The sequence below is a fragment of the Mesorhizobium sp. B2-2-3 genome (assembly GCF_006442405.1).
Taxonomy (GTDB): Bacteria; Pseudomonadota; Alphaproteobacteria; order Rhizobiales; family Rhizobiaceae; genus Mesorhizobium.
The window spans coordinates 256,937-269,789 of record NZ_VFWC01000004.1 but is presented as its reverse complement, the minus strand read 5'-3'; the positions used below and the strand labels follow the sequence as shown (position 1 = coordinate 269,789).

The following is a 12,853-nucleotide window of genomic DNA, read 5'->3' as shown; positions in this document are numbered from 1 at the left end:
CAGCGGCTCAGTTCACCCGGCTGATGCAGAAGTCGATGACGTCGATCAGCGCCGATTTCTGCGGCGTCGCCTCCAGCGGCGCCAGCGCGTCGCGGGCGATCTCGCCGAAATGACGGGCGCGCCCGATCGTGTCGGCGATCGCGCCGTGGTGGGTCATCAGCCCGATCGCCTTTTCGAGGCCGGCGTCATCGGTGACATTGTCCTCGATGGCCCGCTTCCAGAAGGTGCGCTCGGCCTTGCTGCCGCGCCGGTAGGCGAGAATGACCGGCAGCGTCACCTTGCCCTCGCGAAAATCGTCGCCGACATTCTTGCCCAGATCCTTGCTGGTGCCGCCATAGTCCAGCGCATCGTCGATCAGCTGGAAGGCGAGCCCGAGATTCATGCCGTAGGAGCGCAAGGCAGCGCGGTCGTTGCGCGTCGCCTGGGCGATGACGGGGCCGACCTCGGCGGCAGCCGAGAACAAGGCCGCGGTCTTGGCCTTGATGACGGCGAAATGCTCGTCCTCGGTGGTCTCCAGGTTCTTGGCGGCGGCAAGCTGCATGACCTCGCCCTCGGCGATGATCGAGGCCGCGCTCGACAGGATGTCGAGCGCCTCCAGCGAACCGACATCGACCATCATGCGGAATGCCTGGCCAAGCAGGAAGTCGCCGACCAGCACGCTCGCCTGGTTGCCCCAGATCATGCGGGCCGTCTTCTTGCCGCGTCGCATGCCGCTCTCGTCGACGACGTCGTCGTGGAGCAGCGTCGCCGTGTGCATGAACTCGACCGATGTGGCGAGCTTGACGTGGCCCTCGCCGGCATAGCCGAACATCTGTGCGGCGGCGAGCGTCAGCATTGGCCTGAGCCGCTTGCCGCCCGACGAGATCAAGTGGTTGGCGACCTCCGGGATCATCTCGACATCGGATCCGGCCTTCGACAGGATCAATTCGTTGACGCGCCCCATGTCGGCCGCCGTCAGGTCGATCAGATCCTTGATGGAGGCGGGTTCCCGCTTTCCGTTTTCGATGTTGAGAACGACACCCACGACAAACTCTCCCGTCTGATGTAACGCGTGCGACGGCACCCTTAGTTCCGTTACGGACTCTAGGGCGGCGAACGCGGCCACGGCAAGTGGCGAATTGGCGCGGCTTCTCTGGTTTCGGGCCTCGCATGCGTTTACATGAACGCGGCAAACTGAGAGTTTCGTCAGATGATAGAGCTCATTCGCACCAACGACGCGGTCATCATCTCCTTCGTCGAATCGCTGATGCGCGATGCCGGCATCGGCTGCTTCGTGGCCGACCAGAATATGAGCGTGCTCGACGGCTCGCTCGGCATCCTGCCGCGGCGCGTCATGGTCGACGCCGACAAGGCCGACGCGGCGCGGCGCATCCTGACGGATGCCGGCATCGCCAACGAGATCCGCCAAAAATAATGTCCGCCGCGCCAGCCGCCCTCGCCCCGGACACGCCAGCCCACACGGTCGATGCCTTCCATCGCGGCCGGTTCTGGCTGGTGCAGCCCAAGCATGGCGGCCATCGCGCCGGCATGGACGCCATGATGCTGGCGGCTGCCGTGCCGTCCTCCTTCGGCGGGCGTCTCGCCGATTTCGGCGCCGGCGCCGGTGCCGCGGCACTTGCCGTTCTGGCGCGCTGCCCGACGGCCCGGGCCGTGCTGGTCGAACGCGCGCCGGAAATGGCGGCTTTCGCCGCGGCCACGCTCGCGCATCCCGGCAACGCTCACCTCGTCGACCGCGCTTCGGTGCTCGTCGCCAATGTCGCGCTTTCGGGCCGCGCCAGGACGGCGGCCGGCCTCGGCGACAATGATTTCGATTTCGTCATCATGAATCCGCCCTTCAACGCCGCGCAGGACCGCGCCACGCCCGAGCGCTTGAGAAAGGAAGCGCATGTCATGGAGGACGGGCTGTTAGAGGGCTGGATCCGCAGCGCCGCAGCAGTGGTCAGGCCGCGCGGCGGGCTTGCCGTCATCGCGCGGCCCGAGCAACTCGGTTCGCTTCTCGATGCGATCGCGGGCCGTTTCGGCGACGCCGAGATGCTGGCCGTGCATCCCCGCCCCGATGCCGCGGCGATCCGCATCATCGTCAGGGCAACGCTCGGGGCGCGCGGCAAACTCGCTATTCGGCCGCCTTTGATGCTTCACGCGCAGACGGGCGACGGCCCGTCGGAACGGACGGAGATGATCAACAACGGCCTCGCCTCCTTGTTCGGAGATTGAACACAACCTGGCCGCGATGGCCGCGGCATTGCCGTTGGCCTTGAAATTCCTACATGCTGGCAACCCATCGAGCGGAGATCGACCTCAGTGAAACGCCTTTTCAACCGCCTGCTGCCGAAATCCTGGCGTTCCACGGTCGTCACCATTCCGGTTATCCGGTTGCACGGCACCATCCTGGCGGGCGGCGGCCCGTTCCGTCCCAGCCTGTCGCTTGCCTCCACCGCCGGGCTGATCGAAAAGGCGTTTTCCTTCGATGCGCCTGCCATCGCCATCTCCATCAATTCGCCCGGCGGCTCGCCGGTGCAGTCGCGGCTGATCTTCAAGCGTATCCGCGACCTGGCGACCGAGAAGAACAGAAAGGTGCTGGTCTTCGTCGAGGACGTCGCTGCCTCGGGCGGCTACATGATCGCGGTCGCCGGCGATGAGATTTTCGCCGACCCGTCGTCCATCGTCGGCTCGATCGGCGTGGTCTCGGCTTCGTTCGGCTTCCCGGAGCTGATGAAGAAGATCGGCGTCGAGCGCCGCGTCCACACCGCTGGCCAGAACAAGTCGGTGCTTGATCCATTCAAGCCCGAGAAAAAGGAAGACATCGAACGGCTGAAGGCGCTGCAGCTCGAAGTGCACGAAACCTTCATCGATCTGGTCAAGGAGCGGCGCGGCACCAAGCTCAAGGACGATCCCGACCTGTTCACGGGCCTGTTCTGGACCGGCAAGCGCGGCCTGGAGCTTGGGCTTGTCGATGCGCTCGGCGACATGCGATCCGTGCTCAAGACGCGGTTCGGGGCGAAAACCCAACTCAAGCTGATCTCGGCGCCGCGCGGTTTGTTCGGCCGCTTCGGGCTGTTCGGCTCGAGCAAGGGATTTTCGGCGCCCGATATTGCCGCCGCTGCCACCGGGGGCGTGATCGATGCGGCGCAAGAGCGCGCTTTGTGGGCGCGCTTCGGGCTTTGAAAACCCGGCAAAACCGTCTAGCATGAACCTCGAAGTTCCATGCATGTCGTTTTTCTCCAGAAACCGCCTTTGGACGACATGCGCCAACCGACCCGACCGGCCGCCCTTCGCCGGCCCAGCGTGGGAGGAGTTTTGATATGCCGCAGATCATTTTCTTCGCCGTCGTCGGGATCGCCGCTTATTTTGGCTACCGCACCTTCATCCGCGAGGCCGAGCGCGTAACCGCCAAGGTGCGGCGCACCGAAAAGCAGACGGCAAACGGCGCGATGGGAACGCTGGTGAAGGATCCGAAGACCGGCGAGTACCGGCTGGCCAAGGACTGATCCTCATTTCACTCGCAATCGAGAGCCTGGAATCCGGCCAGCGCGTCCGGATGTGGCCGGCGCCCGCCAAGATAAACCTCGCTCTGCATGTCACCGGCAGGCGCGATGACGGGTATCATCTGATCGAAAGCCTGGCGGTGTTCACGCGCTTTGGTGACAGGATCGAGATCGCGCGTGCCGAGCGAGACGATTTCAGCGTGTCCGGCCGCTACGCTCCGGATGTTCCCGTCGATGGCAGCAATCTGGTGCTCAGGGCGCGTGACGCGCTGCGGCAGGCGGCCGGTCCTCGCGGCACGCCGCCGGTCTCCATCAAGCTCGAAAAGAACCTGCCCGTCGCTTCCGGCGTCGGCGGCGGGTCGAGCGATGCGGCAGCAGTTCTGCGCGGGCTTGCGGCAAGCTGGCAACTCGACATCGACGATGCCGCGCTGGCGCGGATCGGGCTTTCGCTCGGCGCCGACATTCCCATGTGCCTGGCAGCCAGGCCGCTGATTGCACGCGGCATCGGCGAGGAGCTGTCGATCGTGCCGGATTTCTCGGCGCTCGGACTGGTGCTGGTCAATCCCGGCAAGGCGGTCTCGACGGCCGACGTATTCAACGCGCTGTCGCGGCGCGACAATGATGCGCTGCCGCCGCTGCCGCATGTGGTTGACTTCCACGGCCTGCGCAACTGGCTGGAGATTACGCGCAACGACCTCGAGCCGGCGGCCCGCGCCATCGAGCCCGCCATCGGCAAGGCACTTTCTGTGCTGAACAAGGCCGGAGCCGGTTTTGTCCGCATGTCGGGTTCCGGCGCCACCTGCTTCGGCCTGTTCGAGACCGGCAACGTCGCCAAGCGCGCGGCCGCGGACATCCGCGCCCGGCAACCCGACTGGTTCGTCGCCGCGACGCGCAGCATGACGACGGAGGCAGATGCCCATGGCCAGGACTGACGAGAGCCGTTCCTTCATCCCCGTGCGCATCGCGGTGCTGACCGTTTCCGACACGCGCAGCCTTGCCGACGACAGGTCCGGCCAGACGCTGGCCGACCGCATCGCGGATGCCGGCCACATCCTTGCCGCGCGCGATATCGTCACCGACGATGGAGACAAGATCCGCAACAAGGTGCTCGGCTGGTCGAAGGATGATGGGATCGATGTGGTCATCACCACCGGCGGCACCGGCTTCACCGGGCGCGACGTGACGCCGGACGCGCTGGAGCCGATCTTCGAAAAGCGCATGGATGGTTTTTCCGAGGTGTTCCACCGCATTTCCTACGACAAGATCGGCACCTCCACGATCCAGAGCCGGGCGACCGGCGGCGTCGTCAACGCCACCTTCGTCTTCGTGCTGCCGGGCTCGCCCGGCGCCTGCAAGGATGCCTGGGACGGCATCTTGAAGGCGCAGCTCGACTACCGGCACATGCCCTGCAACTTCGTCGAGATCATGCCGCGCCTGAACGAGCACCTGCGGCGCGGCATGTCGGCTCCGTGAAAGCCGAGGCAAGGCGCTGGTTTCACGCCGCGTTTGCCAGGCAGAACACCGCCTTCGCCTTCGAAAGACCATTCCAAACCGGATGCGGCAGGACGTATCGTCTCGCGGCGGCGGCCATCGCCGTTGAAGACGGGCGGACACGATGACAGTGCATAATGGCGGGTGCCATTGCGGCAACATACGCCTTCGATTTTCAACCGAGCTCGATCCATCGAAAATCGAGGTTCGCGCCTGCCAGTGCTCGTTCTGTACCAAGCATGGCTCGCGCGCCGTCGCCGATCCGGACGGCAGACTGGTCATCTCAGTCAAGGACATCCAGCGATTGAAGAAATATCGTTTTGGATTGGGGACGGCCGACTACCTGATCTGCGGTGAATGCGGTGTCTATACCGCCGCAATCGCCGGAGAGGACGATGCCAGGGCAATCGTCATCATCAACGCCCTGGACGATCAAAGGTCGTTCAGTCAGGAACCGATCCCGGTCGACTACGACGCTGAAAGCAAGGCACAGCGTCAAGCCAGACGTCGTCTTCGCTGGATGCCTGTGGAGATGCGTTTTAGCGAATGACCGGCTCGCCGTGGAAGCGCCGGCGCGAGGACCGCGAGACACCGAAACCACTTCCATCATCAGCCGCGGCATGCGCGCCGGCACCCGCGTGATCGGAAGCTAGCTGCGCGTCACATGCGCAACGCACGTAGACAGAGCAGCTGCAAAATCATTTGGACGGGCGGTGCTCTTGTTTTGCCGGAGCGGCCCAGATTTCGGCATCCAGCCGCTTGGTCGCCAGGCCGCGAGCGAGAGCCTCGGCGCTGCCGGCTCTTTTCGACAAGGATGTGGCCTGGCGCTTGCTGATCAGCAGCCCGTCGGCCAAGGCACGGTTTCCCGAGAAGATACGGGCCAGGAATGGCGCGCGGCCGGCGCGTGTGCGTGAAAACCGCGCCGCCATGGTTTGCCTCGCTGTATGCGCAACGACCTCGTCGATCCATCCGTCGACCAGCCGCGCGCCCGGTTCCAGCAGCAACAGCCAATCGCCTTTCGCGTGCCGGATGGCCGCCGCGACGCCGTCGGTCGCATACTGGCACCCGGCATGCTCGGCGACGCGATGGGTCTGGTCGGTGGAACCGGTGTCGCAGACGATGACCTCGCGCACCACGCCCTCGACCGCGCCGCCGATCAGCGTCGCCAGGGTGCGAGCGAGGCCCTCCTCGTCATTGTGGGTCTCTATGAGAACGGTGAGCATCATTTGCCGAATAGCGGAAAGCGGAACGCAGCGCCAGTTTTTGCGGCGCACCATAGAAAGTTCTTGCTTTGTTCTCGTTTGGCAAATAGGATTAAATTCATGAGCAGAGCGATTCGAAACAACATGGACAGTCCCTGGGAGCGGGCGAAGATGGAACCGATCATGCGCGCCGACATTGCCGCCTTCGGAGCAGGACGAGCCGAAATGGCCAACGCGATGATCGAGCAGAGCGGCATGCGCGTGCGTCCGGACCGCAACCGCGGCCGGTCGGCAGGCATCAACCCGTCCGGCCGGTTCGAGCCGGTCAGCCGGCATGTCTTCGACGATGGCTGGAACTCGCTGGAGGAACTGCCTCCCTTCAAGACCGAGGTGCAGGTCGAGAAGCCGCGTACCATAATCACCCGCAATGAATCGCCCGACATCTCCTTCGACCGCTCGATCAATCCCTATCGCGGCTGCGAGCATGGCTGCGTCTATTGCTTTGCGCGGCCGACGCACAGTTTCATGGGCCTGTCGCCGGGGCTGGATTTCGAATCCAAACTGTTCGCCAAGCCCGACGCGGCGCGCCTGCTCGACAAGGAACTGTCGAAGGACGGTTACCAGCCGCGAACCATCGCCATCGGCACCAATACCGATCCCTACCAGCCGATCGAGAAGCAGTATCGGATCATGCGCGAGATCCTCGAAGTGCTGGAGGCGCGCGGCCACCCGGTCGGCATCGTCACCAAATCCGCCCTGGTGACGCGCGATATCGACATCTTGTCACGCATGGCCGAACGGGGCCTCGCCAAGGTGGCGTTGTCGGTGACGACGCTCGACCGCATGCTGGCGCGCACCATGGAGCCACGCGCCTCGACGCCGGCCAAGCGGCTGGAGGCGATCAGGCAGCTTGCGGATGCCGGCATCCCTGCTTCGGTCATGGTGGCGCCGATCATCCCCGGGCTGACCGACCAGGAGATGGAACGCATCCTCGATTCGGCGCACCATGCCGGCGCACGCGAGGCGGGCTATGTCGTGCTGCGCCTGCCGCTCGAGGTCAGCCCGATCTTCAAGGACTGGCTGCTGCGCCACTATCCCGACCGCTATCGCCATGTGATGTCGCTGATCCGCTCGATGCGCGAGGGCAAGGATTACGATTCGGAATGGGGCAAGCGCATGAAGGGCGCGGGTCCTTACGCCTGGCAGATCGGCCGGCGCTTCGAAATCACCGCCAAGCGGCTCGGTCTCAATGCCGAGCGGCGCACGCTGCGGACCGACCAGTTCGTCGCCGCCGGCAAGGACCAGGAGCAGTTGATGCTGCTTTGAACGACCGCGGCTGTTTGCCGCCGTGGCGAAAAAATCCCGTCCGGCCTGCCCCGGCCTGCAGACGGTGCCCTCCCGGTCCGGCGCCCCACCCGACCCGGAGGGACTTGCGGAGAATCAGAGCCGATGCGAACCTCGCCGCAACATGGCTCGCGCGCGTTCTGATTCTCCGCCTCTCTTCGAAATCGTCGAGAAACCCGATTTCTCCTTCGAGACGAAGGCGATGGCCGAAGGCCTGTGGCCGGTCGCGGGGATGGACGAGGCCGGACGCGGCCCGCTGGCCGGACCGGTGGTGGCGGCTGCGGTCGTGCTCGACCCTGCCAACATCCCCGACGGCCTCGACGATTCCAAACGGCTCAGCCATTTGCAACGCGAGGCGCTGTTCGTGCGCATCATCGGCTCCGCGCTCGGCGTGTCGATGGCCTCGGTCAGCGCCGAGGGCATTGACGGCAGTAACATCCTCAAGGCGAGCCTGGAGGCGATGCGCCGTGCGGTCGCCGGCCTGCCGGTGCAGCCGAAGCTCGCGCTTGCCGATGGGCGCGACGTGCCGCCGGGCCTGCCTTGCACGGGGCGCGCGCTGATCAAGGGCGACCAGCGCTCGCAATCCATCGCCGCCGCCTCGATCGTCGCCAAGGTGATGCGCGACCGCATGATGTGCGGCTGCGGCAGCCATCACCAGCACTATGGCTTCGAAGTGCATATGGGCTATGCCACGGTCCGCCATCGCACCGCGATCGAGACGCACGGGCCGGTGGCGCGGCTGCACCGCGTGTCGTTCGCGCCATTCAGGCTTGAAGGTGCCGAGGTGGTGGAAGAAGAGAGCTTCGCCGGGCTGGATTAGGGCGGCTCGATCTATCTTGCGTTGGTAGGATTGGCGAAAGCGGCGGTGACAGCCAATCTCCCCCCTCGTGGGGGAGACGTCCGGCAGGACAGAGGGGGGCGCTGTCCCTCCAGCCTATCAGTTAGTCTTGCCCAGGTTCCCTGCACTATCGGCACCCAATTCAGCTGATTTTGAATCGAGCGCTGGCGTTCCTTCGCGCCCCCCTCTGCCCTGCCGGGCATCTCCCCCACGAGAGGGGAGATCGGCAGCGTTGACCTCCGCGCCACAACAAAAAAGCCGCCGGGTTTCCCAGGCGGCTTCTTTCATTTCTGTTGTTTTCAACTCAGTTCAGCTTCGCCTTCACATCGGCGAGCGAGGTCTTGAACAGGTCGGCTCCCGCCTTGGCGTCGATCTTGCCGGCGAGCAGCGTGCGAGCGGCTTCGACGGCGATGTCGACGGCGCTGGCGCGCACTTCGCCGATCGCCTCGCGCTCGGCCTGGCCGATCTTCTGTTCGGCAAGAGCGGTGCGCCGCGCGACGTAGTCCTCGGTCTTCTTGTGCGCCTCGGCGGCGAGCAGTTCGGCTTCGCGCTTGGCCGCGGCGACGATGTCCGCGGCCTCCTGCTCGGCTTCCTTGCGCTTGCGCTGGTATTGGCCAAGCAACTGCTGGGCCTCCTCGCGCAGCCTGCGCGCCTCGTCAAGCTCGCTGCTGATCCTGGCGGCGCGGGCATCGAGCGCCTTGGCGATCAGGCGGGGCACCTTGATGTAGATGGCGATACCCAAAAAGATGACCAGGGCGATCGTGGCCCAGAGCGTTGCAAGAGATGTGGCGTCCATGATGCGCTCCTCACCCGGCCACGGACTTGACCGCGGCCGCAATCTCGGCCTTGCTGGCTTTGCCGCCGACCAGCGCCTCGACGATCGTCGAGGCAGTGTCCTCGGCGATGCTGCCGACTTCCTTCATGGCGTTGGCCTTGATGGAAGAAATGCGCGCCTCGGCCTCGCCGAGCTTCTCGTCGAGCGCGGCCTCGATCTTCTTGCGCGCGGTCTCGGCTTCCGCCTTGGCCGCGTCATTGGCCTGCTGGCCGATGGCGTTGGCGTTTTTCTTGGCTTCCGCCAGCTCCTGCTCGTAAGCAGCAACGGCGGCGTCGGCCTCGCCCTTCAACTTCGCGGCCTGATCGAGATCCTGGCTGATACGGTCGTTGCGGACATCGATGATGCCGCCGACGCGCGGCACCACCACCCTCTTCAGGAAGAGGTAGAAGAGCCCGAACGTGATCGCCAGCCAAAGAAGCTGCGACGGAAACGTCGCCGGATCGAATGGCGGAAACATGCCATGAGCCTCGGCAGGCACGCTGGTGCCGGAATGCGTGTCGCCTTCCGTCGCAGCGTGGCCAGCCTCGGTGGCAGGCGCGGACTCTTGCGCAAAGGCAGATGTCACGAACATGGACTATCCCCTGATATCAGACCCGCCGCTCTCGCGGCCGGCCTGTCCAATCTTCCCATAGCTTAGCCAAATAGCGGCTCAGCCAAACAGGGGCTCAGCCGAACAGGGCCAGCAGCGCGATGAGAAGCGAGAAGATGCCCAGAGCTTCGGTCACGGCGAAGCCGAAGATCAGACGGCCGAACTGGCCATCGGCGGCCGACGGGTTGCGCAGCGCGCCCGAGAGATAGCTGCCGAAGATGTTGCCGAGGCCAATGCCCGCGCCGCCCATGCCGAGGCAAGCGATGCCGGCGCCGATGTACTTTGCTGCTTCTACGTCCATTTGTTCAACTCCTTTGGATCTGAAATTCCGTTGCGATTCCATTCCGGCGGCAATGTTGAAAACTCTTGCGCCGGAAATTTTTTATCAGTGCCCCGGGTGCAGGGCGTCGTTGAGGTACATGCAGGTCAGCACCGCGAAGACATAGGCCTGAAGGAAGGCGACCAGCAGTTCGAGCGCGGTCAACGCCACGGCCATCGCCAGCGGCAGCACCGAGCCAGCGACGCCGACCGCGCCCAGCGCCGAGAGGCTGACCACGAAGCCGGAGAAGACCTTCAGCGTGATGTGCCCGGCGAGCATGTTGGCGAACAGACGAACCGAGAGGCTGACGGGGCGCGAGACGAAGGAGATCACTTCGATCAGCACCACCAGCGGCAGCAGGAACACCGGCACGCCTTGCGGCACGAACAGCTTGAGGAAACCAAGGCCGTGCTTGCCGAAACCGTAGACAATCACGGTGCCGATAACCAAGACGGCGAGGCCGAAGGTGACGATGATGTGGCTGGTGACGGTGAAGAAATACGGGAACAGGCCAAGCAGGTTGGCGACCAGCACGAACATGAACAGGGAAAACACGAAGGGAAAGAACTTCATGCCCTGCGTGCCGGCGGCGTCGCGCAACATGTTGCCGACGAATTCATAGGCCATTTCGGAGATCGATTGCAGCCGGCCGGGAACGAGGCTGCGGCTCGACGTCGTCAGAAACAGGAATGCCGCAGCGACGACAACGGTCGCGACCATGAACAGCGCCGAATTGGTAAAGGACAAGTCGTAGCCACCGATATCGATCGGTATCAGCTTGTTGATATGGAACTGGTGGATCGGATCGACCTTGTCAGCTGCCACGTTCAAACCCCGTCAGTGCCGCATGCGGCCTTGTTACCATGCCGCCCGTCGAAAGGCGGCTATTTCCAAATGCCGCCTGAAGAGCGGTCACTTGCTGTCGTCGCGGCCAGAGCGCGATTTGTCGCCCTGTCCGAATTCCGCCACAACGCCTGCCGAACGCATGACATTGAGCACGCCCGCGCCAAAACCAAGCAGCAGAAACACGATCAGACCCCATGGCGATGTCCCCGCCAGACGGTCGATGATCCAGCCGATGGCGGCACCGACCACCACCCCGGCGATGAACTCGCTGGACAGCTTGAGTGCCTGACCGTACCCGGTCACTGGTTTCGCATCTTTCCCCTCGAGCCGGTCCGGCCGCCTTGTCGCAAGCGATGCTTCAAGTTCACGCCGGCGGCGCTCAAGTTCGTCGTCGCGGATGGCGGCTTCGTGCTGCTTGCCGCGGCCGGTTTCTCCGGTTCCGCCTGGCCCAGTTTCATCGGCCATCGCAACCCCCCTGCCCGGGCAGACCGTCACCGTCCGTCCGCTTCTAAAGTCGCCGGCAACATAGTTAGAGGGTTTGCGCCCGTCAAGCCACGGGCGGAAGTTCGTTACCATGTATTTTATACAATGAAATCAATGCAGTATAGAGGTGCGACATCGTGCCCGGCATGGCGACGCGGACGCCTTGCGCGAATCCTCCGCGCGACGGCTCTTCGAGAGACCGCGCAGCCGCGCAAAAATATGGACGCCTATCGGGCGTTCAGCTCCAGCCGCCGCCATAGGTGCGATAGAAGATATGCAGGCCGATCTTGGTCATCTTCTGCATCGTACGCGCCCAGTTGGGATGGACGTAATTGGCATAGTAATGGGTCGACGATCCGACTTCGGGAATGAAGACCTTGCCGGCGGTCACCGCCATGCCGACGTCCTGCGCAGTCTTGTAGGCGACCGGGTTGTCGATGCGCTTCTTCCTGCCGTCGCAGGCGAAGGAGAACTGGCAACGGTTGAACCAGCTGTCGTTCTGGTAGACGACGCCGCAGATCGAATTGGGATAGGCCGGATTGCGGACACGGTTGAGGATGACCTGGGCGACGGCGGCCTGGCCGCGCACGGATTCGCCCCGCGCCTCGAAATAGATGCCGTTGGCCAGGCATTTCTGCTCGGGCTTGGAGAAGACGCTCGCCGGAAGTGGATTCTGGATCCACGAATGGTCGCCCTTGGCCATCGGCGGGATGAAACGGCCGTTGTTGGGCTCCTCGTCCTGGAGCAGGGCCTCGAAGGGCGACGCCTTGGCATAATCGGGCGCGGCCTGCGCATAGGCCGTCGCCAGCACATCCGGATGATCGTTGTTGACCAGGGCGGCAAGCATGGGCGACACGCCGGGATCCGGCTTCTTGTCCTCACGCGCGTGGAATGCCGCGGCGATCTGGATTTCCTTGCCTTTGATCTGGGGTTTGGCGAAAGCCATCTTCAGGCCGCTGTCCATGCTGGGCCGCAGCAGGGATGAGGTGCGCTCGAAGATCGAGCCGGCGTTGAAGTTCTTCGGCGGGGCGACGGGAGAGATCTGGACGATGCGGCCCTTCTTGTCGGCGCGCACAATGCGGTCCTCATCGGGCGTCGTGCTGACCTTGCCGCCCTTGCCGCGAAAGGAGACGGCGCCGACGCCGGGCAGGCGCACCCCCGATCCGGAGAGCGAACCCGTCACAGCGTCGTCGACAAACGGCATCTCGGCGGCATGGACCGATCCGGCGACGGATTTCTCGACATAGGAATTCCAGCGGGTCGGCGCCTCGAGGCCGGAAACGAGGCTCGTCATATCCTGGTAGGCGGAAACCGTCGGAAATCCGATCCAGATGCCGAGGCCGACGATGAAAGGTGCCACGAGGCTGCGTTTCTTCTCACCGGCGACGGCAACAAGGCGCGTCAAGACACGTCGATGCACG

General features: G+C 64.3%; 17 protein-coding genes. 9 read left to right on the top strand and 8 right to left on the bottom strand.

Annotated elements, in window-relative coordinates:
* Window positions 1–7: 7 nt before the first annotated feature.
* A complete protein-coding gene (locus FJ951_RS09855; RefSeq protein ID WP_140514769.1) occupies window positions 8–1,024 on the bottom strand; it encodes a polyprenyl synthetase family protein in 1,017 nt (338 codons plus the stop codon).
* A gap of 165 nt (window positions 1,025–1,189) precedes the next feature.
* Here FJ951_RS09855 and FJ951_RS09850 point away from each other — a divergent pair, with 165 nt between their 5' ends.
* The 7 genes from FJ951_RS09850 (at window position 1,190) to FJ951_RS09820 (ending at window position 5,526) form a co-directional block, all read left to right on the top strand.
* A complete protein-coding gene (locus FJ951_RS09850) occupies window positions 1,190–1,414 on the top strand; it encodes a DUF2007 domain-containing protein (protein ID WP_135901951.1) in 225 nt (74 codons plus the stop codon).
* Entirely contained in the window at window positions 1,414–2,214 is an 801-nt protein-coding gene (locus FJ951_RS09845) for a methyltransferase (protein WP_140514767.1), read from the top strand. The genes FJ951_RS09850 and FJ951_RS09845 overlap by 1 nt, the downstream gene beginning before the upstream one ends.
* Before the next feature lie 87 nt (window positions 2,215–2,301).
* The gene (locus FJ951_RS09840) at window positions 2,302–3,165 is read left to right on the top strand and encodes a S49 family peptidase (protein ID WP_140514766.1); all 864 of its coding nucleotides are present in this window, start codon (window positions 2,302–2,304) and stop codon (window positions 3,163–3,165) included.
* A 137-nt stretch (window positions 3,166–3,302) separates the two neighbouring features.
* Window positions 3,303–3,488, top strand: a complete 186-nt coding sequence (locus FJ951_RS09835; protein ID WP_140497980.1) for a hypothetical protein — start codon at window positions 3,303–3,305, stop codon at window positions 3,486–3,488.
* Between the two features lie 50 nt (window positions 3,489–3,538).
* Entirely contained in the window at window positions 3,539–4,417 is an 879-nt protein-coding gene (locus FJ951_RS09830) for a 4-(cytidine 5'-diphospho)-2-C-methyl-D-erythritol kinase (protein ID WP_140514764.1), read from the top strand.
* Entirely contained in the window at window positions 4,404–4,958 is a 555-nt protein-coding gene (gene moaB, locus FJ951_RS09825; RefSeq protein WP_140514762.1) for a molybdenum cofactor biosynthesis protein B, read from the top strand. Before FJ951_RS09830 ends, moaB begins: the two co-directional genes overlap by 14 nt.
* A gap of 148 nt (window positions 4,959–5,106) precedes the next feature.
* Window positions 5,107–5,526 carry a hypothetical protein gene (locus FJ951_RS09820; protein ID WP_140514761.1) on the top strand — a complete coding sequence of 140 codons (420 nt, stop codon included), beginning with the start codon at window positions 5,107–5,109 and terminating at the stop codon, window positions 5,524–5,526.
* 148 nt (window positions 5,527–5,674) lie between these two features.
* Here the strand turns inward: FJ951_RS09820 and FJ951_RS09815 are convergent, their stop codons facing one another.
* Complete coding sequence (locus FJ951_RS09815; RefSeq protein ID WP_140514953.1) at window positions 5,675–6,199, bottom strand: glycosyltransferase; 525 nt, start codon at window positions 6,197–6,199, stop codon at window positions 5,675–5,677.
* Between the two features lie 150 nt (window positions 6,200–6,349).
* On the opposite strand from FJ951_RS09815, the gene FJ951_RS09810 reads away from it, so the two are divergent.
* Entirely contained in the window at window positions 6,350–7,504 is a 1,155-nt protein-coding gene (locus FJ951_RS09810; protein ID WP_140514951.1) for a PA0069 family radical SAM protein, read from the top strand.
* A gap of 142 nt (window positions 7,505–7,646) precedes the next feature.
* Window positions 7,647–8,342 carry a ribonuclease HII gene (locus tag FJ951_RS09805; RefSeq protein ID WP_140514759.1) on the top strand — a complete coding sequence of 232 codons (696 nt, stop codon included), beginning with the start codon at window positions 7,647–7,649 and terminating at the stop codon, window positions 8,340–8,342.
* A 322-nt stretch (window positions 8,343–8,664) separates the two neighbouring features.
* Here FJ951_RS09805 and FJ951_RS09800 read toward each other — a convergent pair whose 3' ends face one another.
* From FJ951_RS09800 to FJ951_RS09775, 6 genes are all read right to left on the bottom strand, one after another.
* Window positions 8,665–9,156, bottom strand: a complete 492-nt coding sequence (locus FJ951_RS09800; protein ID WP_140514758.1) for a F0F1 ATP synthase subunit B — start codon at window positions 9,154–9,156, stop codon at window positions 8,665–8,667.
* 10 nt (window positions 9,157–9,166) lie between these two features.
* Entirely contained in the window at window positions 9,167–9,766 is a 600-nt protein-coding gene (locus FJ951_RS09795) for a F0F1 ATP synthase subunit B (protein WP_140514756.1), read from the bottom strand.
* A 94-nt stretch (window positions 9,767–9,860) separates the two neighbouring features.
* Window positions 9,861–10,085: a F0F1 ATP synthase subunit C gene (locus tag FJ951_RS09790; protein WP_140497964.1), complete on the bottom strand. Its 225-nt coding sequence runs from the start codon at window positions 10,083–10,085 to the stop codon at window positions 9,861–9,863.
* An 84-nt stretch (window positions 10,086–10,169) separates the two neighbouring features.
* A complete protein-coding gene (locus FJ951_RS09785) occupies window positions 10,170–10,928 on the bottom strand; it encodes a F0F1 ATP synthase subunit A (RefSeq protein ID WP_140497962.1) in 759 nt (252 codons plus the stop codon).
* 87 nt (window positions 10,929–11,015) lie between these two features.
* Complete coding sequence (locus tag FJ951_RS09780) at window positions 11,016–11,414, bottom strand: AtpZ/AtpI family protein (protein WP_140498124.1); 399 nt, start codon at window positions 11,412–11,414, stop codon at window positions 11,016–11,018.
* A gap of 256 nt (window positions 11,415–11,670) precedes the next feature.
* The gene (locus FJ951_RS09775; RefSeq protein ID WP_140514754.1) at window positions 11,671–12,852 is read right to left on the bottom strand and encodes a cell wall hydrolase; all 1,182 of its coding nucleotides are present in this window, start codon (window positions 12,850–12,852) and stop codon (window positions 11,671–11,673) included.
* Window position 12,853: the final 1 nt, after the last annotated feature.